The sequence below is a fragment of the Streptomyces sp. NPDC088794 genome (genome assembly GCF_044750545.1).
Lineage (GTDB): Bacteria > Actinomycetota > Actinomycetes > Streptomycetales > Streptomycetaceae > Streptomyces.
Map to the genome: position 1 here is coordinate 103,420 of NZ_JBIVKB010000002.1, position 22,587 is coordinate 126,006.

Consider the following 22,587-nt stretch of genomic DNA (forward strand, 5'->3'; position numbering starts at 1 on the left):
ACCGCCCGCCCCGCCGGGGTTCCCACCCCGGGAGATCTCCGCCCCGCCGAGCCCAATCCCGGCCCACCTCGGCCACCCCGCCCACCTCGGCCATCCCTCTCCACCCTGCCTCGACCAGCCCCCGCCACCCCACCCCCGGACACCCCCCGTGAACCAGCCCGACACCCTCCCCGTCACACCCGCCAGATAGCCTCGGCGTATGAGCAGGCCTCCGTCCTTCACCCCGCCTCCCGGCGCCCGCGCGTACTCGTTGCGTACCGCGCGCGGAGAGTTCGCCGTTGTCGACGCACCCGTGGCCGCCGGTGTCGAGCTGCGGGGTGTGGCGCTGATGCTGCCCGGGTTCACCGGCAGCAAGGAGGACTTCAATCCGCTGCACGAGCGGCTCGCGGCGCGCGGGTACCGGACGGTCGCCGTGGACGGGCGGGGCCAGTACGAGTCGGACGGGCCGGTGGACGACGAATCGGCCTACGCGCAGGAGGAGTTGGCGCGGGACGTGCTCGCCCAGGCCGCTGCCGTCCACGACGGGCCCGTGCATCTGGTCGGGCACTCGCTCGGCGGTCAGATCGCCCGTGCCGCCGTCCTCCTGGACCACTCGCCCTTCCGGTCACTGACCCTCATGGCCTCCGGTCCGGCCCAGATCTCCTCCTCGCAGCAGCAGCGCGTGAAGCTGTTGCGGGACGCGCTGGCCGTGATGACCCTGGCCGAGGTGTGGGAGGCGATCCAGGCCATGGAACCGCAGCCGCCGGAGGAGACGGACGCGGGCGGGCTGGACGACGGTCTCGACGACCAGGAAGACCTGCGGCGCCGCTGGTTGGGCAACAAGCCCGCCCAACTCATCGCCACGGGACGCCAGTTGTGCGTCGAGCCGGATCGCGTGGCCGAACTGGCCGCCGTACCAGTGCCGTTCCACGTCCTGTCGGGTGCGCGTGACGACACCTGGCCGGTGCCGCTGCTCGACGAGATGGCCCTGCGGCTGCGCGCCCGTCGGACGGTCGTCCAGGGTGCCGAGCACTCCCCCAACACCGACCGCCCCGAGGAAACGGCCCGCGCCTTCGCGGACTTCTGGGACGGCGTCCGCTGAAACCGTGCGCACCAGCAGAACCAGTGCCGGTCACCACGGGAAGCCGGTACTAGTACTGCGTCTGCAAGTGCTCCCAGAACCCGTCCCGCAGCGCCCGTCGCAGATCGGCCTGTCCGCGCAACGAGTACTGGAGAAGGCCCTCCGCCTCGACCAGCAGATCCTGGTCGACCGAGCCCGGCAGGTACGGGTGTCCCGGCAGCAGTTCCACCAACGCCTCGCGCCCCCGCGCGGCCAGCCACTTCGCCGCGATCTGGGCGCCGACGAAGCGGACGTCCTCGCGGGTGGGCCGGGTCGCCGTGGTCTCGTAGGCGGGGGCGGCGCGGCGGGCGACGTACGGCTTGAAGAAGTCGAGGTCGAAGGTGCGTTGGCTGTCGACCTCCCAGAGGAGGGGCTCGGCCTGGTTGCGGCCCTCGGGGGCCTCGATGCCCCACAGGTGGACCCGGGCCCCGTACCCCTGCGCCGCCTCGACCGCCGACACCAGGTCCTCGTCGCCGCCGAGCAGGGCCGCGTCACTGATGGCGCGGTGCCGGGCGAGGGATTCGAGGTCGGTGCGGATGAGTGAATCGACGCCCTTCTGCTGGTTGTTGGCGTTCAGGTTGCCCAACCGGACCTTCACGTCCGGGAGTTCGGCGATGGACTGCTGCTCGGCGGTGTGGATGCGGCGCCGGGCGCCGTCGTACCAGTAGACCCGCAGCAGCCTGCTGTCCGCGAAGATCGTGCGTGCCTTGTCGATGAGCGCCTCGATCAGGCCCTCGGCGTCGAGGTCGAAGGAGCGGCGGTCCTCCGTGCCGGCGACGAGTCGTCCCGCGGCCGCGTACAGGTAGCCCGCGTCGACGAAGATCGCATGGGTCGAGGGTGTCTTCGCCACCTCGGCGAGCATGCGTCTCAGCAGCTCGTTCGTGCGGTCGATACGGGCGCCCAGCGCCGTCAGGTCGTCGTCTCTCATTGCCTCCATTGTCCCGGCGGTCACGCTGCGAACACAACCGGTCCCGGTCAGTCTCCTGCGTGCACCTTGAGAGTCTCTTACCGGTCAGTAATTAGCCGTTCGAAAAATTTCCTTAGCGTAGGGAATGTTTGTAACACGCATCCCGTTGACTACATCAGTAACCGAGTAGTTCTCCTCAGGAGGATGACCAGACGAAGGGAGAAGCCATGCGCTTCGAAATCATGCGTCTCGACGAGGTCGACGGCACCACCGTGGACAGCACCGTCGTGGACGCCGCCTCCGTCAACCGGATCGTGCAACAGGCCGCCGCCATAGGACAGCGTCTGTGGATCCGCCCCGCCGAGACCAAGGCCTCGTAACACTTACGCGGACCCCTCAACCACACTTCAGAGGCCCTGTACGGCACCGATGCCGTACAGGGCCTCTGCGTATACGAACGCCTCAGGCGCCCTTGATCACCTGCGTGATCCCGTTGATGATCTGCTGCACGGCGATCGCGGAGAGCATCATCCCGGCGAGCCGCGTCACGAGCACCACGCCGCCGTCCTTGATGACCCGGATGATCAGCAGCGAGTACCGCATCACCACCCACAGCACGACGTGGATCGCGAGGATCGCCGCCCACACCGACACCTGCGAGGCGACTCCGTCGGCCTTCTGCACGGCCAGGATGACGGACACGATCGCCCCGGGTCCGGCCAGCAGCGGCATGCCCAGCGGTACGAGCGCGACGTTGACGTCCTTGGTCTGCTTCGGCTCGTCGGTCTTGCCGGTGAGCAGATCGAGGGCGATCAGCAGAAGCAGCAGCCCGCCCGCGATCATCAGCGCGGGCACGGAGACATGCAGATAGTCGAGGATCTGGTGCCCGAGCAGCCCGAAGACGGTGATCACGCCTCCGGCGACGCAGACGGCCTGGAAGGCCATCCGCTTCTGCACCTTGCCGGGGCGGCCGGCGGTCAGGGCGAGGAAGATCGGGGTGATCCCAGGGGGATCCATGATGACGAACAGGGTCAAAAAGAGGGAGCCGAAGACGGCGACATCGAACATGGGTGAGCACAGGCCTTGCGAGAGAAACGGGAAAGGGGGAAGTGGACGACTGGGCGTGGGTGTCAGGCCCCGCCGGTCCCCGGCACCGGGAACGCCCCCGTCGCACGCCGCGTGATCTCCCCGTACACCTCGGGATCCGTGACGTACTCGCCGAGCACGCACGTCTTGCGGCTGCCGTGGTAGTCGCTGGACCCGGTGGTGAGCAGCCCCAGCTCCTTGGCCAGCCCCCGCAGCCGCGCCCGCGTCTCCAGGTCGTGGTCCATGTGGTCGACCTCGATGCCGTCGAGCCCCGCGACGGCCAGCTCGGCGATCGCGGACTCCGGCACGGTACGACCGCGCTTGCTGGCGCCCGGATGCGCGAACACGGTGACACCGCCGGCGGCCTTGACCAGCCGGATCGCCTCGAAGGGGTCGGTCTCGTGCTTGGGGACGTAGGCCCGGCCGCCGTCGGCGAGCCACTGCTGCGTGAACGCCTCGTCCACCGTCGCCACCACGCCCAGCTCGACCAGCGCGGTCGCGACATGCGGCCGTCCGACCGACCCGTCCCCGGCGATCCGCGCCACCTGCTCCCAGGTCACCGGCACCCCGGACTCCTGAAGCCGCGCCACCATCGCCCGGGCCCGCGGCACCCGGTCGTCCCGCACCAACTCCCGCTCGGCGAGCAGCGCCGGCTCCTGCGGATCGAAGAGGTACGCCAGCAGATGCATGGACACCCCGTCGATACGACAGGACAGCTCGGCCCCGGTGACGAGCGTGAGCCCCTCCGGCAGCGCGGCGATCGCCTCGGCGTACCCGCGCGTGGTGTCGTGATCGGTCAGCGCGACGACGTCAAGACCGGCGTCGGCGGCATTGAGCACCAGCTCGGCGGGGGTGTCCGTACCGTCGGAGGCGGTGGAGTGGGCGTGCAGATCGATACGCACTACGCGAACTCCAGCGGGGTGACGGAAAAGGGGACCGCCCAAGACTAACGGCTACGCCGACCGACCCAGGGGCGCGGGGAACCGCGCGGCCGGCCCGACACGACCCGCACCCGCCCCAAAAACAGAACCCCGACCCCAGTAGGCGCTACGGCTGAAGCAGGCGCGGCGCCAGCGCCCCGCAGGGCACCAGCTCCACCTCCGCCCCCGCGTCCCGCAGATCCGTGAGCACCAGCTCGTCGTACATCAACAACCCCGACTGCTCGGGCCACACCACGGCCCACAGCCACAGCCCGAGCGCCTCACCCGCGAACACGGCCCGGTCGTCGGAGGCACCGGCGACATGCCAGAGCGGCGTCGGCCGCCCGGCCGCGAGCACCTTCGCCTGCGGCGGCTTCTCCACGTTCATGTACGGCCCTGGGTCCGGTCCGTCGATCCCCGCGTACCGCGCGCCGAGGCCGACACCCAGTTCCTCGGCGACCAGGATCAGCTCCCCGATCCCGCCGAGCGGGCCGGGACCGGAGCACGCCACGGCCGTCGCACGGCCCCCGCTGCGGTCGTCGCCCGCGCAGGCCACGCCCGTGAACAGCCAGCCGACCGGCAGCGGCCACGGCATCCACACCGGCACCTGCGTGCGGTGCACGACGACTTCGAGGGCCTCGACGCTGGGCGGGATCACGGGCTGCAGCGGATGCACGGTCCCGTGCAGATCGCACTGCCAGGAATCGGCGAAGAGTCCGGGAGCCCTGACCCGGCCACCACACTTCGGGCAACTGGGTTCGCCCCTCATAGGGCCCCACGGTCCTACCCTCGCTCGCGCACGTCAAGGACGATCACCCGTCCGGACGGAAGCCTTACCGAGCGGAAGTACATGTAGCTTGCATTAATTAGCCCACCTAACTTACTATGTGCATATACCAACTATCTCCCAGTCGGAGAGCAGCGAGAGAGGTGGAGGAAGCATGCACGACCGCATGGACGACCCATTCGACGCGGGAGCGACCAGCATCCTGCGACAGCCCAGGTCCGTATGGGCGACGGCCGGCGCGTCCGTGGTCGCCTTCATGGGCATCGGACTCGTCGACCCGATCCTGCCGTCCATCGCCAAGGGCCTGGACGCCACGGCCAGTCAGGTCTCCCTGCTCTTCACCTCGTACTTCCTGATCACCGCCGTCGCGATGCTGGTCACCGGCTTCGTCTCCAGCCGCATCGGCGGCCGCAAGACCCTGCTGCTCGGGCTCGCGCTGGTGGTCGTCTTCGCCGGTCTCGCGGGCACCTCGAACTCCGTCGCCGAACTCGTCGGCTTCCGCGCGGGCTGGGGTCTGGGCAACGCGCTCTTCGTCTCGACGGCCCTCGCCGTCATCGTCGGCGCGGCGGCGGGCGGCAGCTCCGCGGCGATCCTGCTGTACGAGTCGGCGCTCGGCCTCGGCATGGCGTGCGGCCCGCTCCTCGGCGCGCTGCTCGGCGACGCCAGCTGGCGCTACCCGTTCTTCGGCACCGCGTTCCTGATGGCGATCGGCTTCCTGTGCATCACGGTGTTCCTGAAGGAACAGCCGAAGCCGACGACGAGGACCTCGATCCTCGACCCGATCAAGGCGCTCGGCCACGGTGGACTCGCCTCCGCGGCGGCCTCGTCCTTCTTCTACAACTACACGTTCTTCACCGTGCTGGCCTTCACCCCGTTCGTGCTGGACATGACCCCGTACAAGTCGGGGGCGGTGTTCTTCGCCTGGGGCGTCCTGCTCGCCGTCTTCTCCGTGTTCGTGGCACCGCGGCTGCAGGAGCGGTTCGGTTCGCTGAAGGTGCTCGGCGGTTCGCTGGTGCTGCTCGCGGCGGACGTCCTGGTCCTCGGCTACGGCGACCACACCACGGCCGTCGTCTGCACGATCCTGTCCGGCGCCTTCATCGGCGTGAACAACACCGTCTATACGGAGCTGGCGCTCGGTGTCTCGGACGCGCCGCGGCCGGTGGCGAGCGCGGGCTACAACTTCGTCCGGTGGTTCGCGGCAGCGGCGGCGCCGTTCTTCGCGCCGAAGATCGAGGAGTGGAGCGACATCCACATCCCGTTCGTGGTCGCGGCGGTCACGGCGTTGCTGGGCGCGGTCGTGGTCGTCGTACGGCGCAAGGCGCTCACGCACGAGGCGGCGGAGCTGGAGACGCGGCACGCGGTCGAGGACAGTGTCACGGTCTTTGCCAACTGAAGCTTTTCGGCCACCGCCCGGTGAGCTTGCTCACTCCAGCGGGACGGACCTGCGGGACGGATCCCGCAGGTCCGTCCCGTTCGTCAGCCAGCGCTCCTGGAGGGCCTGGGCGCCGTGGACACGTTTCCAGGCCGCCTCGTTCGGGGTCATCGGGAGCAGCGGCAGGAAGCGGACCGGGTCGAGGGGGGCGTCCAGTTCGAGGTCCTCGACCAGTCCGCCCGGCTCGGCCACCAGGACCGAGGTGAACGGGGCGCCGGGCCACAGCGGCTCTCCCACGTCGAGGGAGGCGCCCGGGGCCACGACCACGCCCTCCACCTGCGGAGACGCGGCGAGAACGGCGAGCGGGCGGAGCGCCTTGTCCGTCTCGGCGAGTCCGGCGCGGACGGAGAGGACGAGTTCGGCGCGCGGTCCCGCGACCGGGTCGGCGAGCATCGCGGCGGGGTCGCTCATCGGCTGCGCGGACATGCCGAGCGTGGCGTAGCGGACGATGTCGCCCTCCTGGAAGCGCAGCACCTCGACGCGGTCCGTGCCGAGGAAGGTGACCGCCGCGCGCGCGTCCGGCTCGCCCAGCGCGGTGCGCAACCGGGCATCGACCAGAGGAAGAACATCAACCATGTCGCGAGCATAGAACTCGTCAGTACCGGGCAAAGCGGCGGCTTGACACTTCGGGTCACTGCTAGTCTTGCCCGGTGGTTCGGGGCAGCACGCTTGAGCGTCGCGATCAGGTCCCGACGCCGACACCACTCCCTTTCGAGGGATTGAGACTCCCTTACGAGGGACCGGCCGGAGGAGGTGGGGCTGTCATGGATCGAAGTCGACCGTGCAGTACCACTCGTTCTTCCGCCCGCTGATGCAGCTGCTGTGACTCCGGCAACCGCCGCCTCTCACACTCGCGTCCTTGCACGGAAGAGCACTTCATTCCGTTTTGCCTGATCTCTGTGATCTGTCTGATCTGAAGCAGTAGCTGATCCAGCAACGAAGCTCCGCTGCCGCGACGATGCGGTGCTCCCCGCTTTGTGGACGTGCCAAACACACCCGCAGTCAGGACGTCCCCATTCCGGGTAGTTCCACCCGTCGCCGCCGCCCTTTGTTGCCTGTCACGAAGGAGCCTGCCATGTCGATGATCCGTGACCTGCGTGCCGCAGTACGCCCGTCGCGTCCCTCGCTGCGCAAGGACACCGGCGCGTACGACACCACCCGTGACCCCGGCACTCCGTCGGCCGTCGTCGACTGCGCCGTCTACCGCGACGGCACCCGCGTCGTGACGCCGACGCCGTGCACTCCGCACGAGGCGATGCGGCAGGTGCGCCGCGACGGGGGCTTCGTGTGGATCGGTCTGCACGAGCCGACCGAGGCCGAATTCGCCGGTATCGCAAGCGAGTTCGGGCTGCACCCGCTGGCCGTGGAGGACGCCGTCCAGGCCCACCAGCGCCCCAAGCTGGAGCGCTACGACGACTCCCTGTTCACCGTCTTCAAGACCATCCACTACGTCGAGCACGACCGACTCACCGCCAACAGCGAGGTGGTGGAGACCGGCGAGGTCATGTGCTTCACCGGACGGGACTTCTTCATCACCGTCCGGCACGGCGGCCAGGGCTCGTTGCGCGCGCTGCGACACCGGTTGCAGGACGACCCCGAGCTGCTCGCCAAGGGCCCCTCGGCCGTGCTGCACTCGATCGCCGACCACGTCGTCGACGGCTATGTCGCGGTCGCCGACGCCGTGCAGGACGACATCGACGAGGTCGAGACCGAGGTCTTCTCGCCGGGGCGCGGCGGTATCTCGCGCGGTGTCGACTCGGCCCGGATCTACCAACTCAAGCGTGAGGTACTGGAGTTCAAGCGCGCGGTGTCGCCCCTGCTGCGGCCCATGCAGCTGCTGAGCGAGCGGCCGATGCGGCTGGTCGACCCGGACATCCAGAAGTACTTCCGGGACGTCGCCGACCACCTCGCCCGCGTCCAGGAACAGGTCATCGGCTTCGACGAGTTGCTCAACTCGATCCTCCAGGCCAACCTCGCGCAGGCGTCCGTCGCGCAGAACGAGGACATGCGGAAGATCACCGCGTGGGCCGCGATCATCGCCGTACCGACGATGGTGTGCGGCGTGTACGGCATGAACTTCGAGCACATGCCCGAGCTGCACTGGCGGTACGGGTACCCGATGGTGATGACCTTCATCGTGGGCGTCTGTCTGGTCATCCACCGCACTCTCAAGCGCAACGGCTGGCTGTGAGGGTGCCGGGAGCGGCGCTGGATAGGCTGCGCCCATGACCGCGGAGCCGATGCCAAGCGAGCTGCTCGACCAGGCCCTCGTCGAGGAGGCCACGAAGAAGTCCGGCCTTGTCTGGGTCAACGGTCCCGGCGTCCCGGCGCGCGCCCTGTGGCACGTCTGGCACGAGGGCGCGGCCTGTCTGGTCGGCGACGGTCCCGGCGAGCAGCCGCTGCCGGGGCTGACCGACGGCGGCTCCGCCGACGTCACCGTGCGCAGCAAGGACAAGGGCGGCCGGCTGGTCTCCTGGTCGGCGCAGGTCGTCGAACTCGCCCCGGACTCCGAGGCGTGGCAGGCGACGGTCGCCGAGCTGAAGGGCAAGCGGCTCAACGCCCCCGACGGCGAGGCGATGCCGGAGCGTTGGGCGCGCGAGTGCCGGGTGCTCCGCCTGGTTCCTACGGGGGCTGTGGCGCCGTTGCCCGACGGGGATCTGGCGCAGGCGCCGCTGCCTTCACCGGCGACCACGCGTCAGCCGGCTCCGGCGGGGCTGCCGCGGCTGCTGTTCCGTAAACGGCGACGGAAGTAGCGGTCAGTACGCGGAAGTGGCCGACGGCGAGGGCGAGTTCGGTCCCGCTACGACGTCGGCAGCTGCTTGCCGTAGTCCACCGTTTCGTCGTCCTTCGGTTCGGCCAGGGGGAACTGTTGGCCCCAGGCCGAGAAGGTGAGGGTGCCCGCGCCGCCGGCGCGTTGCAGGCGGAGGGGGTAGGGCTCGCCCTTCAGGGAGACGTCCAGCGTGCCGCCTGAGCCCTCGTCGCCGGTGATGCGGATGGTGCGGGTGCCCGACTGCTCGTGGTGACCGTCCGTCGCGAGCGTGCCGTGCAGCGTCAGCAGTCCGTCGAGGAGGACGTCCTTCTCGGTGAAGCCACTGAACTTCTGGTAGGAGGGGTCACCCTTGGGCACCTTCACGTACTTGCCGTCGAGCGAACTCGCGGCGCCCGCGTCCGAGCCGCCGTCGGCCTGGTTCCAGAACGCCGCGTCGGCCTTCAGGTACAGCTGCTCACCGACGCGCAGCAGCCCGAAGGCCACCCCCTTCGAGGTGACCGAGCCGGTGCCGCCGTCGGCCGACAGCCGCATGTCGAGCGTGTACGTCCGCCCGTTGGTGACGACGTTCCCGGCAAGCCGCACCGCCGTGGCGGAGTCGGCGGCCGCCTTGGACTTGGACTGGATCGTGGCGGCCGGCAGCTTGCCGACCCCGTTCGTACCCGCGTCCGGATCCTCGCTGCACCCCGTGAGCAACCCGGTCCCCGTCACCACCAGCGCGCACACCGCGCTCACCAGCGCGACTCTGCGGGTACGGCCCTGGGCAATCACGGTCACGGCTGGGGCTGCCTTTCTGTCGCGGGACGGAGGCAGCGTACCGGGGCCGCGCGGACCGAACGGAGCCGGTCCGTCCGGACCCCCTACCAGGGCGGACCCGATCGGGACGGGCTAGCCTGAAGGCCGTCCGAGCGGGCAATTCGGAAAAGGAACACCGTACGAAACACCCGTAGGAAACCATGCGGAACACCCGTAGGAAACAGGAAGAAAAGGAGGCGCGTTCATGGCAGCGGGCGCCCCTTCCCGGATCTTCGTCTCGCATCTCGCGGGCGTTCCCGTCTTCGACCCCAACGGCGACCAGGTGGGCCGGGTCCGCGATGTCGTCGTCATGCTGCGCGTGGCCCGGCGCCCCCCGCGCGTGCTCGGCCTGGTCGTCGAACTGACCACGCGCCGCCGGATCTTCCTGCCCATGACCCGGGTCACCGGCATCGAGTCCGGCCAGGTCATCTCCACCGGCGTGCTCAACGTCCGCCGCTTCGAGCAACGGCCCACCGAGCGCCTCGTGTTCGGTGAGCTCCTCGACCGGCGGGTCACGCTCGCCGAGACCGGCGAGGAGGTGACCGTCCTCGATCTGTCGGTGCAGCAGTTGCCGGCCCGCCGGGACTGGGAGGTCGGCCGCGTCTTCGTGCGCAAGGGGAAGAAGGGCGGCGCCTTCAGGCGGGCCAGGGGCGAGACGCTGACGGTGGAGTGGTCCGCGGTCACCGGCTTCTCCCTGGAGGAGCACGGACAGGGCGCCGAGAGCCTCCTGGCCACCTTCGAGCAGCTGCGCGCGGCCGACCTCGCCAACGTCCTGCACCATCTCGCCCCCAAGCGGCGGGCCGAGGTCGCCGCCGCCCTCGACGACGACCGCCTGGCCGACGTCCTCGAGGAGCTGCCGGAGGACGACCAGATCGAGATCCTCGGCAAGCTGAAGGAGGAGCGCGCCGCCGACGTCCTGGAGGCGATGGACCCGGACGACGCGGCCGACCTGCTCGGCGAGCTGCCGGAGGAGGACCAGGAACGGCTGCTGAACCTGATGGAGCCCTCCGACGCGGCCGACATGCGGCGCCTGATGTCCTACGAGGAGCACACGGCCGGCGGTCTGATGACGACCGAGCCGATCGTGCTGCGGCCCGACGCGACCGTCGCCGACGCCCTCGCGCGCGTGCGCAACGCCGACCTCTCCCCCGCGCTCGCCGCCCAGGTCTACGTCTGCCGCCCGCCCGACGACACCCCGACCGGCAAGTACCTCGGCACGGTCCACTTCCAGCGCCTGCTGCGCGACCCGCCCTACACGCTGGTCAGCTCGATCCTCGACGACAGCCTCCAGACCCTCGACCCGAAGGCCGCGCTGCCCGTCGTCGCCGGGTTCTTCGCCACGTACGACATGGTCGCGGCGCCCGTGGTCGACGAGGCCGGGTCGCTGCTGGGCGCGGTGACCGTGGACGACGTACTCGACCACATGCTGCCCGAGGACTGGCGGGAGACCGAGTTCCACCTCGACGAGACCGAGGAATCCGAGGAGCCCGACGAATCCGACGAACCCGATGGACGCGACGAACCGATCGAAGGGGAGGAGGCGACGGCGCATGGCTGAGCGTGAGAACGGCCGCGAGCGCACCCCGGCGGGGGCGACGGCGAGCACGCGCGCGAGGGCCCGGCTGGACCAGCCCCGGCCGGCGCGGCGCCGGCTCCTGCCCGAGTGGGACCCGGAGGCCTTCGGACGGTTCTCGGAGCGCATCGCACGGTTCCTGGGCACCGGGCGGTTCATCGTCTGGATGACGGTCGTCATCATCGCGTGGGTGCTGTGGAACATCTTCGCGCCGCGGGATCTGCGCTTCGACAACTACCCGTTCATCTTCCTGACGTTGATGCTGTCGTTGCAGGCCTCCTACGCGGCCCCGCTGATCCTGCTCGCGCAGAACCGGCAGGACGACCGCGACCGGGTCAACCTCGAACAGGACCGCAAGCAGAACGAGCGGTCCATCGCCGACACCGAGTACCTGACCCGCGAGATCGCGGCGCTGCGCATCGGCCTCGGCGAGGTGGCGACCCGCGACTGGATCCGCTCCGAGCTGCAGGACCTCGTCAAGGAGATAGAGGGTCGGCGGGACGGACACGTCGTATTCCCGGCAGAACGGTCCGCGGGGCGTGACGCAGACGACCGTTGAGGGGCTGGCCGAAGGGCCCCGTCGGCGCCGTACCATCGACCCTATGGCTAGCGAAGACGCGGTGCGCCAGGCACTGGCGACGGTGAACGACCCCGAGATCAACCGGCCCATCACCGAGCTCGGGATGGTCAAGTCCGTGGAGATCGACGCGGACGGAGCGGTCGCGGTCACCGTGTACCTCACGGTCTCCGGCTGCCCGATGCGGGAGACGATCACGCAACGCGTGACCGATGCGGTCGCCGCGGTCGACGGGGTCAGCCGCGTCGACGTGACCCTCGACGTGATGAGCGACGAGCAGCGCAAGGAACTCGCGACCGCCCTGCGCGGTGGCCAGACCGAGCGCGAGGTCCCCTTCGCCAAGCCCGGCAACCTCACCCGGGTCTACGCGGTGGCGTCCGGCAAGGGCGGGGTCGGCAAGTCCTCGGTGACGGTGAACCTGGCGGCGGCGATGGCGGCCGACGGCCTCAAGGTGGGCGTCGTCGACGCCGACATCTACGGCCACAGCGTGCCCCGCATGCTGGGCGCCGAGGGGCGTCCGACCCAGGTCGAGAACATGATCATGCCGCCGTCGGCGAACGGCGTGAAGGTCATCTCCATCGGCATGTTCACCCCGGGCAACGCGCCGGTGGTGTGGCGCGGCCCGATGCTGCACCGCGCGCTCCAGCAGTTCCTCTCGGACGTCTACTGGGGCGACCTGGACGTCCTGCTCCTGGACCTCCCGCCGGGCACCGGCGACATCGCCATCTCGGTCGCCCAGCTGGTGCCCAACGCCGAGATCCTGGTCGTCACGACCCCGCAGCAGGCGGCGGCCGAGGTCGCCGAGCGGGCCGGCTCGATCGCCGTACAGACCCACCAGAAGATCGTCGGCGTCGTCGAGAACATGTCCGGCCTGCCCTGTCCGCACTGCGGCGAGATGGTCGACGTCTTCGGCTCGGGCGGCGGCCAGTCGGTGGCCGACGGCCTCACGCGCACGACCGGCGCCTCGGTCTCCGTCCTCGGCTCCATCCCGATCGACGTCCGCCTCCGCGAGGGCGGCGACGAGGGCAAACCGGTCGTCCTGACGGACCCGGACTCCCCGGCGGGCGCGGCCCTGCGGGCGATCGCGGGCAAGCTGGGCGGCAGGCAGCGCGGCCTTTCGGGACTGTCCCTGGGGATCACACCGAAGAACAAGTTCTGAGCAGTACGACGATGGGGTGCCCTCCGGGCAGGAGGGCACCCCATCGTCGTACTCCCGACTAGGCGTAGGCCGAGATGTCCTTGATCATCGCGAAGCCGAGCCCGTACGCGCTCATGCCCCGCCCGTAGGCGCCCACGTGGACCCCCGCCTGAGTGGACCCGGCGAGGACCCAGCCGAACTCCGACTCCCGGTAGTGGAAGGGCGTCGGGACGCCGTCCACCGGCAGGGACAGGGACGACCAGTCGGACCCGGCGAGATCGTCCGCCAGGGCCCACGCGGTCTCCGTCTGCTGGTCCAGCCAGTCGTCCCGCAGCGAGTGGTCCATCTGACCGGGCCAGGTGAAGGACAGCAGCCCCACGCCGGCGAGCCAGGCCGCCGAGGAGACCGACGTGGCCTCCAGCAATCCCGTCCCGTCCGCACTCCGCCGGGACGGACTCGCGGCGACGGTGACGACGACCGCGAACTTCTCCTTCGGCTCACCGGCGGAGCCCACCGCGTACTCGTTCTTGACCGAGGGCTCGTCACCGTGCCCGATCGACCCGTGCTCGACGGCCCCGTCGGCCGCCGTACCGACCTGCATCAACCAGCGCGGCCCCGTGAAGGCCTCGTCGAGGCCGTACCACGGGAAGGGCGCCTGCAGGTAGCCGTCGACCGTGCGCCGGGCGGAGGGGACCTGTTGTCCACCCTCCGCGGCCGGCGCCTGTGCGACCGCCTGACTCGTCGTCTCCATGTGCCCGGACGCCTCCTCGTTCTCGTCGGGCCGAAGCGGCCCGCCCCCCTTCGGGCGGCGTTGCTTGTTCGCCGCCGGCCCGCACAACAACTCGGCAGCATAGCCACCCCGCCGCGGGCAACCGGGAAACCGCCGGGCGCGTGGGTCGCTCAGGAGGCCGGTTCAGGGCGCGCGAAGGCCCCACCGGGTATGAAACGCGTCACGTACGACGCAGGTGAACGGCCGTGTTCGTACGGCTCAGGTGGCGTCCGCGTCGAAGGGCGGACGGTCGTCGTCCTCGGACTTCTTGGTCATGTCGATACGACCGCCGGAGGCACCGGACGAGCCCGCCGAACCGGACGAGGAGGCGGAACCGGAGGAGTCCGACCGGTCGGCGTCGCGGCTCTGCACCGCGTCCGTGACCTCGGCCATCTCCTTCTTCAGGTTGAAGCCGTTGCGGATCTCCTTGAGCCCCAGTTCGTCATTGTCCAGCTGCTTGCGGATGAACGTCTTGGGGTTGAGGTCCTCTAGCTCGAAGTCCTTGAACTCCGGGCCGAGTTCCTGCCGGATGTCCTCCTTGGCGCTCTCCGAGAACTCGCGGATCTTGCGCACCGTCCGCATGACGTCCTGGATGACCTTGGGGAGCTTGTCCGGACCGAAGACGAGCACGGCGAGGACAACGAGCGTCACCAGCTCCAGCGGTCCTATGTCATTGAACACCTGATGCTCCTTGTGGTCCGGGCCGGATCCACGGTACCCGGCGATCCGCTTCGACCGGTACTGTCCCGAGCGCTCCGAGTGCGCCCGCATGCCGGTTTTCCCGGTTGTTTGCCTTGTGGACCAGGGGTCGTGACCTCACGTGTGAGGTTCCTGTCAGTTGCTGTCGGGAATCGGTCGGTACGAGGTTCGGTCGGTACGGGGTTCAGTCGCCGTCGGAGGATCCGAGCACCAGCGAGATCGTCAGCTCCTTGCCGTCGCGCCGCACGGTCAGCTCCAGCCGGTCGCCGGGACGGTGGGCCCGGGTCTTGACGATCAGCTCCTCGCCGGAGTGGACGCGCTGACCGTCGACCTCGGTGATGACGTCGCCGGCCTTGATGCCGGCCTTGTCGCCGGGGCCGCCCGCGTTGACGGCGGGGCTGCCGCCGCTGCCCTTGGTGCCCACCCGGGCGCCGTCGCCGGTGTAGTCCATGTCGAGGGTGACGCCGATGACCGGGTGGGTCGCCTTGCCGGTGTTGATCAGTTCCTCGGCGACGCGCTTGGCCTGGTTGACGGGGATGGCGAAGCCGAGCCCGATGGAACCGGCCTGGCCGCCGCCGGAGTCCGAGCCGTCGTCGGCGGAACGGATCGCGGAGTTGATGCCGATGACCCGGGCCCGCGAGTCGAGCAGCGGTCCGCCGGAGTTCCCGGGGTTGATCGGCGCATCGGTCTGCAGGGCGTCCACGTACGACACGTCGCTGCCGTCGACGCTGTCGCCGGCCGTGATGGGCCGTGACTTGGCGCTGATGATGCCGGAGGTGACGGTGCCCTCCAGGTCGAAGGGGGCGCCGATGGCGACGACGGGGTCGCCGACCTGGACGTTGTCGGAGTTGCCCAGCGGCAGGGGGCTGAGCCCGCGCACGCCGCTCACCTTCACCACGGCGAGGTCGTATCCGCTGTCCCGTCCCACGACGGTGGCCTTGGCGGTGTCCCCGCTGTTGAAGGTCACCGATATCTCGCCGGAGGCACCGGCGGGTTCGACGACGTGGTTGTTGGTGAGGATGTGCCCGAGGTCGTCGAGCACGAACCCGGTGCCGGTGCCGGACTCCTCGGAACCGGTCACATGCAGGGTGACCACGCTGGGCAGGGCCCGCGCGGCGATCCCGGCCACACTGTCCGCGGCCCGCCCGACCGGCTCCTTGCCGGCCTGCGGCAGCTGTACGCCCCCCACACCGCCGTTGCGCTCCAGATACGCCCCGATGGCACCCCCGACACCGCCGGAGAGCAGCGCGAGCGCCACGGCCCCGCCGACCAGGGCCCGCCGCAGGCGCCGACGCCTCGAGGCGACTCCGTCGATGGCCGCGCCGGTCTGCTGGAGGGGGGCGGCCGGGGCGGCCCAGGGGTCGTAGTTCTGCCAGGGGGTGGACACGGGCGCGGGGGAAGGGGCGGGGAGTGGCTGCTGGACCGGTGGAGCGGAGGCCCAGGGGCCCGGCTCGCCGTAGGGCGGGGTGCTGAAGGGGTCGGGGGCGTGCAGGGGTTCGGGACGCTCGTCGGGAACCTGCGGGGAAGACGCGTCCGGTTCCTCTGTCAGCGGCACGCTCTCCGGGTGCCTCAACTCGAAGTCACCCTCCGCGGAAGCCGGCCGCGCCAACTCGAAGTCGCCTTCCGCGGAAGCGGGCCGCGCCAACTCGACATCACCGTCGGTGGAACCGTCCGTCCCCGCCGCCCCCGAAGGGTCCTGCGGGTGTGGACGATTCCACCACTTCGCCTTCGTCGGCTTCCCCTCGTTCACTGCTCTCCCCACAGCTGACCGCGACACGGCTCGTCGTCGGCGGTCGCGGTTCGTCGACTCCGCGCCCGACTGCCTGTACAGGGCGCGGCCCTCACAGGATTCAACCAGGTTCGCGAGCCGTGGCGCAGGGGCCGGTCAGCGGGCCGTGCGCGGAGAGGTGGGGGAGGTGGGGGAGGAAGGAGCTGAGGTCGTGTCGGGGACGGGTGCGGCGAGCAGGCTGCCGGGGGCCGTGACCTCCGGCGTGGTGGACCACGAGGTCAGGGCGAACGGCGAGGTGGTGCCGAGCGGACGTATCAGCGGGGACATGGCCGCGACACCGGACACCACGGGCGTGGCCAGCGTGTGCATGGTCTCCTCGCGTCCGGCGACCGCGGGGCTCGGTACGCCGGGCAGCAGGGGCGCGGACACCGAGGTCGGGGCGACCGGGGCGCCGAGCGTGCGCTGGCTCTGGCCCTGTGCGAGCAGGGGGCCGACGGCGCCACGGCGCCGCTGGGACTCGGGCGCCGTCGCGGCTCCCGTGCCCTGCGTGCGCATCGGCGTCACGTTGCTGCCCGTGCCGGTGCCGCCGCGGGCGTCCGCGGTGTCGGTCGGGACGCCGCTGGTGACGCCACCGAGCGCGATCGCGGCCAGCGACACCGCGCCGGCGGCGACGAACGCGAACCGCATTCCGCGCGAGGCGGAGCGCTCGGCGTCGTGCCGGCTGACGTCGTGTATGCGGAACCCTCGGTCGGCCGCCGCGGGCATGGGGAGCGGGCCGGGTCCGGCTGCCGGGGTGTGCGGACGGGCCGGCACGTAGCCGAACTCGAAGCGCTCGGCGCGCCTCAGTCCGAAGACTCCGGAGGTCCCGGCGCCTGCTCCGGCTCCGGCGGTGGGGCGGGCGGCGAAGCCGTCGGAGAATCCGCCCCCGCCGAACGGCGAGCCACCGCCGTCCGTGTCACCTCCCCCGGGGAGCCCCTGGAGACGGGCCAGGAAGCTCTCGGAGGGCGGCGGGGGCGCCGCCTCCGCGAACACGTTCTTCAGGCGTCGCTGGGCGTCGGCCTCGGCCTTGCACTTGGCGCAGGTGGCCAGGTGGGCGAGGACGCGCTCGCGCGACTCATGACCGAGCTCTCCGTCCACCAGGGCGGAGAGTCGGTCTCCCAGGTGCTGCTCGGAAAAGCGCCCCTCGGCGGGGCTGGGTCGTGATCCACTCACGCGGTCGCGCCCCCTCCCCCCAGTGCGGGCACCCGTGGCACGAAAGAGGAACGGCGCTCGGCCGCCCTGGCCTCCGGCGAACGGTGCGCCAGGGCCTTGCGCAGCTGGGAACGGCCACGATGGATCCGGGAGCGGACGGTGCCGAGCTTGACCCCGAGGGTCGCGGCGATCTCCTCGTACGACAGTCCTTCGATGTCGCACAGGACGACCGCGGCGCGGAACTCCGGGGCGAGGGTGTCGAGGGCCTGCTGGACGTCCGCGTCGAAGTGCGCGTCGTTGAAGACCTGCTGGGGCGAGGGCTCACGGCTGGGCAGTCGCTCGGCCGCGTCCTCGCCCAGCGCGTCGAAACGGATGCGCTGCTTGCGGCGGACCATGTCGAGGAAGAGGTTGGTGGTGATGCGGTGCAGCCAGCCCTCGAAGGTGCCGGGCGTGTAGGTGGACAGGGAGCGGAAGACGCGGACGAAGACCTCTTGCGTGAGGTCCTCGGCGTCGTGCTGGTTACCTGTCAGGCGGTACGCGAGCCGGTACACACGGCCGCTGTGGGTGCTGACGATCTCCTCCCACGTGGGCGGAGTCCACGCCTGCCCGTCCGCGTCGGTGGAGAAAGTCGCGGTCTGGGTCTGGTCAGCGGCGTGGCTGGGGTCAGCAGCGGTGTCGTTCACGGATTTCGGCCTGCCCGCCGATCCGAGGAAGCGCCGCAGCACTCCTCCCCGATCCATAGGCGCAGCCGCACCTCCCCTGTCGGCTCTGGTGGTGTCCAGTGGAGCCCCTACCATAGCCACCTCGCCCGTTAGCTCCGGATAAGCGGTTTTACGAGAATTTGATGAGGACCGGCGTGGCTCGGGCGGCTGCGTCAGCAGTTGCTCGAGGCCCCGCTCGTCCCCCTGCTCGTCTTCGTGATCCAACTGTGTCCCCCCGCTCCTTCTTCCACCCCTCTAAACGCCTGGTCCCATCTGCGGGTTCCCGACGCCAGCGGATACAGTCACGCCCAGGCAACCACGGGGACAGGAGAGGGTCATTACCGGCAACCGGCAGACGAGCTGGGCGTTCTCCGACGCCTACGTCGCCGAGGACGAAGTGCTGCGCTGGGCCCGGGACCGGGCCCGTGAGGCGGGGCTGCGCTCGGTGTCGCCCGGCACGGGCTCCGCACTGCGTCTGCTGGCCGCCTCCGTGGACGCGAAGGCGGTCGCGGAGATCGGCACCGGCACCGGTGTCTCCGGTGTCCATCTGCTGCACGGCATGCGCGCGGACGGCGTGCTGACCACCGTGGACCCCGAGCCCGAGCACCAGAGTTTCGCCCGCCAGGCCTTCCGCGCCTCCGGTTTCGCCAGCAACCGCGCCCGCTTCATCCCGGGCCGTGCCCTCGACGTGCTGCCCCGGCTCGCGGACGCCGGCTACGACCTGGTCTTCTGCGACGGCGACCGGCTGGAGTTCCTCGACTACCTCGCTGAATCGTTGCGCCTGCTCCGTCCGGGGGGGCTGGTGGTCTTCGAGGGCGTCTTCGCCAACGGCCGCACGGTCGACTCGGGCCCGCAGCCCACCGAGGTCCTGCGGCTGCGCGAGCTGCTGCGTGCGGTGCGCGAGAGCCAGGAGCTGGTGCCGTCGCTGCTGCCGGTGGGCGACGGCCTGCTGTGCGCGGTCAAGCGCTGACGGAACAGGAAGACGGACAAACAACTGCCCCGGCATCGAAGACGATGCCGGGGCAGTGACGGGTCTGGTCGCGTGCGCGTCAGCCGACGACCTTCTTGAGGGCGTCGCCGAGCGCGTCGGCCTCGTCAGGGGTCAGCTCGACGACGAGTCGACCGCCGCCTTCGAGCGGAACGCGCATGACGATGCCCCGCCCCTCCTTGGTCACCTCGAGCGGGCCATCGCCCGTTCGCGGCTTCATGGCCGCCATGCTCGTTCCCCTTCCTGAAACCAGCTCATCGTCAAAGCCGACGGCCCAAGAGGGCACGCGTGGCCACAGCGAGTGACTGGGACGCACGACACCGGCATCGAACACATTGCTTCCAGGCCATTATCCCGCATCTCAGGACCCGATGACCAACATCAGTCGGCATCGCTTGGGCAACGCGCGCGAGCAAAACCACTCAATTCGGCGATGTGACTGCGATACTCCGCCGCCGCACGGACTTCCGCGGACCGGAATCCGTCGAGATTTCTTTGACGCAGGTCACACGACCGCTCCGGTCCCCGGACGGTGATCTCCGCCATGCTGTCCTTCGGACAGGGGCGTACCGGACGGTACGCCCGAGCCGCGACACCGGAGGGGACATCACCATGGCCGACACCGTGCTCTACGAGGTGGGCGACGGACTCGCGACGATCACGCTGAACCGCCCCGAGGCGATGAACGCGCTGAACATCGCGACGAAGGTGGCCCTGCGCGAGGCGGTCGAGTCCGCAGCGGCCGCCGACGCCGTGCGCGCGGTGCTGCTGACGTCCGCCGGCGACCGGGCGTTCTGCGTCGGGCAGGATCTCAAGGAGCACATCACGCTGCTGGCGTCGGACCGCGAGACCGGCTCCGGGCAGACCATGACCACGGTGAAGGAGCACTACAACCCGATCGTGCGGGCGCTGACGCAGATGCCGAAGCCCGTGGTGGCGGGGGTGAACGGGGTCGCGGCGGGCGCCGGCCTCGGGTTCGCGCTCGCCGCCGACTACCGGGTGGTGGCGGACACGGCGGCCTTCAACACCTCGTTCGCCGGGGTGGCCCTGACGGCGGACTCCGGGATCTCGTGGACGCTGCCGCGCGTGGTGGGCCCCGGCCGCGCCGCCGATCTGCTGCTCTTCCCGCGCAGCATCAGCGCCCAGGACGCCTACGAGCTGGGGATCGCGAACCGGGTCGTTCCCGCCGGCGAGCTGCGGGCCGAGGCCGAGAAGGTGGCCCGCGCGCTCGCCGTCGGACCGACGGTGGCGTACGCGGCGATCAAGGAGGCGGTGGCCTACGGGCTCTCCCACTCCCTGACGGAGACCCTGGACAAGGAGGACGAGCTGCAGACGCGGGCCGGGCAGTCCGAGGACCACGCGATCGCGGTGCAGGCCTTCGTGAACAAGGAGACGCCGAAGTACCTGGGCCGGTAGGCCCGTACCGGGGCGGGCAGGGCCGACACGGGGTTACCGCCGGGCGTGTCGGCCTTCGGAAGGACTCCTACCGGTTACCGGTCGCCTCTGGCCGCGCAGTCCGCCAGGTGGTCGTCCACCAGGCCGCACGCCTGCATCAGCGCGTACGCCGTCGTCGGGCCCACGAAGCGCAGGCCGCGCTTCTTGAGGTCCTTCGACAGGGCCGTCGACTCCGGGGTGACGGCCGGGACATCCGCCAGCGTCCTGGGGGCCGGACGGGTGGCGGGGTCCGGGGCGTGGGACCAGATGAGGGTGTCCAGGTCGCCCGGGGCCCAGTCGACGAGCACGCGCGCGTTGGCGATGGTCGCGTCGATCTTGGCCCGATTGCGGATGATGCCCGCGTCGGCCAGAAGGCGTTCGCGGTCCTCGTCGGTGAAGGCGGCGACGGCCTCGATCTTGAAGTCGGCGAAGGCGGCACGGAAGCCCGGGCGGCGGCGCAGGATCGTGATCCAGGAGAGGCCGGACTGGAAGGCCTCCAGGCTGACCCGCTCGAAGAGGGCCTGGTCGCCGTGGACCGGGCGGCCCCACTCCTCGTCGTGGTACGCCACGTAGTCCTCGGTGGACAGCGCCCAGGGGCAGCGCAGCGCGCCGTCCGGGCCGGCGAGGGCGGTGCCGTCGCTCACTGCTGCTCCCCCGGGCCGTGCGCGGGCTTCTCCATGGAGATGTGGGCACCGGCCCGGGCGCCCGCCAGCGCGGACTCCAGGTCGGCGATGCGCGCGTCGCGCTCCGCGAGTTCGGCGGCGACGCGGTTCAGGGCGTCGTCGACGTCCGCCATGCGGTAGCCGCGGGCGGCGAGGGGGAAGCGGAGTTCGTCCACGTCCGCGCGGGTGACCGGGCGGTCCGGCGGCAGCGGGTCCTGGAGCCGCTCGGGGGCCACCTCGGGCAGCGGGCCGTCGCTCTCTCCCCCGCCCACCACGGCCAGCGTCACCGCGGCCACCACGACGGCCAGGGCGACGACCAGGAACAAGAACATAACCATCGCTGTGGTCCCCAAACTCGATGTTCGGAAGCTGAATGTGTCAGGGTCCGATCGTGCCATGCGGGTCTGACGGTTAGGGTCGCAGGCGGCCGAAGACGGGCTCGTACTAGGAGAGGTCACAGGGGATGCTCAGGCTGGGCAGGCGCGAATTCGAGGCGCACGAGCCGGTGATCATGGCGATCGTGAACCGGACCCCGGACTCCTTCTACGACCAAGGGGCGACGTTCCTCGACGAGCCCGCCCTCGCACGCGTGGAGCAGGCCGTGGCCGAGGGCGCGGCGATCATCGACATCGGCGGGGTCAAGGCCGGCCCGGGCGAAGAGGTGACGGCCGAGGAGGAGGCGCGGCGGACCGTCGGGTTCGTGGCGGAGGTGCGGCGGCGGTTCCCGGACGTCGTGATCAGCGTGGACACCTGGCGGGCGGATGTCGGGGCGGCCGTGTGCGAGGCCGGGGCGGATCTGCTGAACGACGCGTGGGGTGGGGTCGACGCGCGGCTCGCGGAGGTCGCGGCGCGGTATGGGGTGGGGCTTGTGTGTACGCACGCGGGTGGGGCGGAGCCTCGGACTCGGCCGCATCGGGTGGCGTACGACGATGTCATGGCCGACATTCTGCGGGTGACCGTCGGGCTCGCGGAGCGGGCGGCCGGGTTGGGGGTGCCTCGGGAGTCGATCATGATCGATCCGGGGCACGACTTCGGCAAGAGCACGCGGCACGGCCTGGAGGCGACGCGGCGTCTTGGGGAGATGGTCGAGACCGGGTGGCCCGTTCTGGTGTCGCTGTCCAACAAGGACTTCGTGGGCGAGACGTTGGACAAGCCGCTGAAGGAGCGGGTGGTGGGGACGCTGGCGACGACGGCGGTGTCGGCGTGGCTGGGGGCGCAGGTGTATCGGGTGCACGAGGTGGCGGAGACGCGGCAGGTGCTGGACATGGTGGCGTCGATCGCGGGGCGGCGTCCGCCGGCGGTCGCCCGTCGGGGCTTGGCGTAAGGGTTCCTC

General features: G+C 70.5%; 25 protein-coding genes. 11 read left to right on the forward strand and 14 right to left on the reverse strand.

Annotation, left to right across the window (positions count from 1 at the left end; all coding sequences use genetic code 11):
- The first annotated feature begins 199 nt into the window (after positions 1-199).
- Positions 200-1,081 (forward strand): alpha/beta fold hydrolase, encoded by an 882-nt coding sequence (locus ACIP6U_RS05020; RefSeq protein ID WP_401713159.1) that lies wholly within the window; start codon positions 200-202, stop codon positions 1,079-1,081.
- Between the two features lie 49 nt (positions 1,082-1,130).
- Here the strand turns inward: ACIP6U_RS05020 and ACIP6U_RS05025 are convergent, their stop codons facing one another.
- Positions 1,131-2,036 carry an NYN domain-containing protein gene (locus ACIP6U_RS05025; protein ID WP_401713162.1) on the reverse strand — a complete coding sequence of 302 codons (906 nt, stop codon included), beginning with the start codon at positions 2,034-2,036 and terminating at the stop codon, positions 1,131-1,133.
- A gap of 197 nt (positions 2,037-2,233) precedes the next feature.
- On the opposite strand from ACIP6U_RS05025, the gene ACIP6U_RS05030 reads away from it, so the two are divergent.
- On the forward strand, positions 2,234-2,386 hold the full coding sequence (locus ACIP6U_RS05030) for a hypothetical protein (RefSeq protein WP_019058373.1): 153 nt from the start codon (positions 2,234-2,236) through the stop codon (positions 2,384-2,386).
- An 82-nt stretch (positions 2,387-2,468) separates the two neighbouring features.
- Here ACIP6U_RS05030 and ACIP6U_RS05035 read toward each other — a convergent pair whose 3' ends face one another.
- From ACIP6U_RS05035 to ACIP6U_RS05045, 3 genes are all read right to left on the reverse strand, one after another.
- The gene (locus tag ACIP6U_RS05035) at positions 2,469-3,074 is read right to left on the reverse strand and encodes a MarC family protein (protein WP_123997909.1); all 606 of its coding nucleotides are present in this window, start codon (positions 3,072-3,074) and stop codon (positions 2,469-2,471) included.
- Positions 3,075-3,136: 62 nt separating this feature from the next.
- Entirely contained in the window at positions 3,137-3,994 is an 858-nt protein-coding gene (locus ACIP6U_RS05040; protein WP_401713166.1) for a PHP domain-containing protein, read from the reverse strand.
- A 145-nt stretch (positions 3,995-4,139) separates the two neighbouring features.
- Positions 4,140-4,781 (reverse strand): DUF6758 family protein, encoded by a 642-nt coding sequence (locus tag ACIP6U_RS05045; RefSeq protein ID WP_401713169.1) that lies wholly within the window; start codon positions 4,779-4,781, stop codon positions 4,140-4,142.
- Positions 4,782-4,953: 172 nt separating this feature from the next.
- Between ACIP6U_RS05045 and ACIP6U_RS05050 the strand changes: the two genes are divergently transcribed.
- Positions 4,954-6,192, forward strand: coding sequence for an MFS transporter (locus tag ACIP6U_RS05050; protein WP_401713171.1), 1,239 nt, complete (start codon positions 4,954-4,956; stop codon positions 6,190-6,192).
- Positions 6,193-6,222: 30 nt separating this feature from the next.
- Here ACIP6U_RS05050 and ACIP6U_RS05055 read toward each other — a convergent pair whose 3' ends face one another.
- Positions 6,223-6,807 (reverse strand): suppressor of fused domain protein, encoded by a 585-nt coding sequence (locus ACIP6U_RS05055; RefSeq protein WP_401713174.1) that lies wholly within the window; start codon positions 6,805-6,807, stop codon positions 6,223-6,225.
- Positions 6,808-7,306: 499 nt separating this feature from the next.
- Between ACIP6U_RS05055 and ACIP6U_RS05060 the strand changes: the two genes are divergently transcribed.
- On the forward strand, positions 7,307-8,422 hold the full coding sequence (locus ACIP6U_RS05060; RefSeq protein ID WP_401713177.1) for a magnesium and cobalt transport protein CorA: 1,116 nt from the start codon (positions 7,307-7,309) through the stop codon (positions 8,420-8,422).
- A 49-nt stretch (positions 8,423-8,471) separates the two neighbouring features.
- Positions 8,472-8,984, forward strand: coding sequence for a hypothetical protein (locus ACIP6U_RS05065; protein WP_401714394.1), 513 nt, complete (start codon positions 8,472-8,474; stop codon positions 8,982-8,984).
- Positions 8,985-9,031: 47 nt separating this feature from the next.
- Here ACIP6U_RS05065 and ACIP6U_RS05070 read toward each other — a convergent pair whose 3' ends face one another.
- Complete coding sequence (locus tag ACIP6U_RS05070; RefSeq protein ID WP_401713180.1) at positions 9,032-9,775, reverse strand: hypothetical protein; 744 nt, start codon at positions 9,773-9,775, stop codon at positions 9,032-9,034.
- Between the two features lie 223 nt (positions 9,776-9,998).
- Between ACIP6U_RS05070 and ACIP6U_RS05075 the strand changes: the two genes are divergently transcribed.
- From ACIP6U_RS05075 to ACIP6U_RS05085, 3 genes are read left to right on the forward strand one after another with little or no spacing between them, the layout of a single operon-like run.
- Positions 9,999-11,351 carry a magnesium transporter MgtE N-terminal domain-containing protein gene (locus tag ACIP6U_RS05075; RefSeq protein ID WP_401713183.1) on the forward strand — a complete coding sequence of 451 codons (1,353 nt, stop codon included), beginning with the start codon at positions 9,999-10,001 and terminating at the stop codon, positions 11,349-11,351.
- The gene (locus ACIP6U_RS05080; protein WP_401713185.1) at positions 11,344-11,925 is read left to right on the forward strand and encodes a DUF1003 domain-containing protein; all 582 of its coding nucleotides are present in this window, start codon (positions 11,344-11,346) and stop codon (positions 11,923-11,925) included. The genes ACIP6U_RS05075 and ACIP6U_RS05080 overlap by 8 nt, the downstream gene beginning before the upstream one ends.
- 43 nt (positions 11,926-11,968) lie before the next feature.
- Positions 11,969-13,102, forward strand: coding sequence for an Mrp/NBP35 family ATP-binding protein (locus ACIP6U_RS05085; protein WP_401713187.1), 1,134 nt, complete (start codon positions 11,969-11,971; stop codon positions 13,100-13,102).
- A 58-nt stretch (positions 13,103-13,160) separates the two neighbouring features.
- Here ACIP6U_RS05085 and ACIP6U_RS05090 read toward each other — a convergent pair whose 3' ends face one another.
- The 5 genes from ACIP6U_RS05090 to sigE form a co-directional block, all read right to left on the reverse strand.
- Positions 13,161-13,832 (reverse strand): hypothetical protein, encoded by a 672-nt coding sequence (locus ACIP6U_RS05090; RefSeq protein ID WP_401713190.1) that lies wholly within the window; start codon positions 13,830-13,832, stop codon positions 13,161-13,163.
- Positions 13,833-14,069: 237 nt separating this feature from the next.
- Positions 14,070-14,531, reverse strand: a complete 462-nt coding sequence (locus tag ACIP6U_RS05095) for a sec-independent translocase (protein ID WP_401713192.1) — start codon at positions 14,529-14,531, stop codon at positions 14,070-14,072.
- 202 nt (positions 14,532-14,733) lie between these two features.
- Positions 14,734-16,299 (reverse strand): trypsin-like peptidase domain-containing protein, encoded by a 1,566-nt coding sequence (locus tag ACIP6U_RS05100; RefSeq protein WP_401713195.1) that lies wholly within the window; start codon positions 16,297-16,299, stop codon positions 14,734-14,736.
- A 135-nt stretch (positions 16,300-16,434) separates the two neighbouring features.
- Positions 16,435-17,490: an anti-sigma factor family protein gene (locus ACIP6U_RS05105; RefSeq protein ID WP_401713197.1), complete on the reverse strand. Its 1,056-nt coding sequence runs from the start codon at positions 17,488-17,490 to the stop codon at positions 16,435-16,437.
- Positions 17,487-18,194 (reverse strand): RNA polymerase sigma factor SigE, encoded by a 708-nt coding sequence (sigE, locus tag ACIP6U_RS05110; RefSeq protein WP_401714395.1) that lies wholly within the window; start codon positions 18,192-18,194, stop codon positions 17,487-17,489. The genes ACIP6U_RS05105 and sigE overlap by 4 nt, the downstream gene beginning before the upstream one ends.
- Before the next feature lie 313 nt (positions 18,195-18,507).
- Here sigE and ACIP6U_RS05115 point away from each other — a divergent pair, with 313 nt between their 5' ends.
- A complete protein-coding gene (locus tag ACIP6U_RS05115; protein WP_123997922.1) occupies positions 18,508-19,140 on the forward strand; it encodes an O-methyltransferase in 633 nt (210 codons plus the stop codon).
- A 79-nt stretch (positions 19,141-19,219) separates the two neighbouring features.
- Here the strand turns inward: ACIP6U_RS05115 and ACIP6U_RS05120 are convergent, their stop codons facing one another.
- Positions 19,220-19,387, reverse strand: coding sequence for a DUF3117 domain-containing protein (locus ACIP6U_RS05120; protein WP_003966491.1), 168 nt, complete (start codon positions 19,385-19,387; stop codon positions 19,220-19,222).
- Positions 19,388-19,770: 383 nt separating this feature from the next.
- Between ACIP6U_RS05120 and ACIP6U_RS05125 the strand changes: the two genes are divergently transcribed.
- Entirely contained in the window at positions 19,771-20,574 is an 804-nt protein-coding gene (locus ACIP6U_RS05125) for an enoyl-CoA hydratase/isomerase family protein (protein WP_401713199.1), read from the forward strand.
- 74 nt (positions 20,575-20,648) lie between these two features.
- Here the strand turns inward: ACIP6U_RS05125 and ACIP6U_RS05130 are convergent, their stop codons facing one another.
- Complete coding sequence (locus ACIP6U_RS05130; protein ID WP_401713202.1) at positions 20,649-21,236, reverse strand: DNA-3-methyladenine glycosylase I; 588 nt, start codon at positions 21,234-21,236, stop codon at positions 20,649-20,651.
- Complete coding sequence (locus ACIP6U_RS05135) at positions 21,233-21,586, reverse strand: DivIVA domain-containing protein (RefSeq protein WP_401714396.1); 354 nt, start codon at positions 21,584-21,586, stop codon at positions 21,233-21,235. Before ACIP6U_RS05135 ends, ACIP6U_RS05130 begins: the two co-directional genes overlap by 4 nt.
- Before the next feature lie 131 nt (positions 21,587-21,717).
- Here ACIP6U_RS05135 and folP point away from each other — a divergent pair, with 131 nt between their 5' ends.
- A complete protein-coding gene (folP, locus tag ACIP6U_RS05140) occupies positions 21,718-22,578 on the forward strand; it encodes a dihydropteroate synthase (RefSeq protein ID WP_401713205.1) in 861 nt (286 codons plus the stop codon).
- The last annotated feature ends 9 nt before the right edge of the window (positions 22,579-22,587 follow it).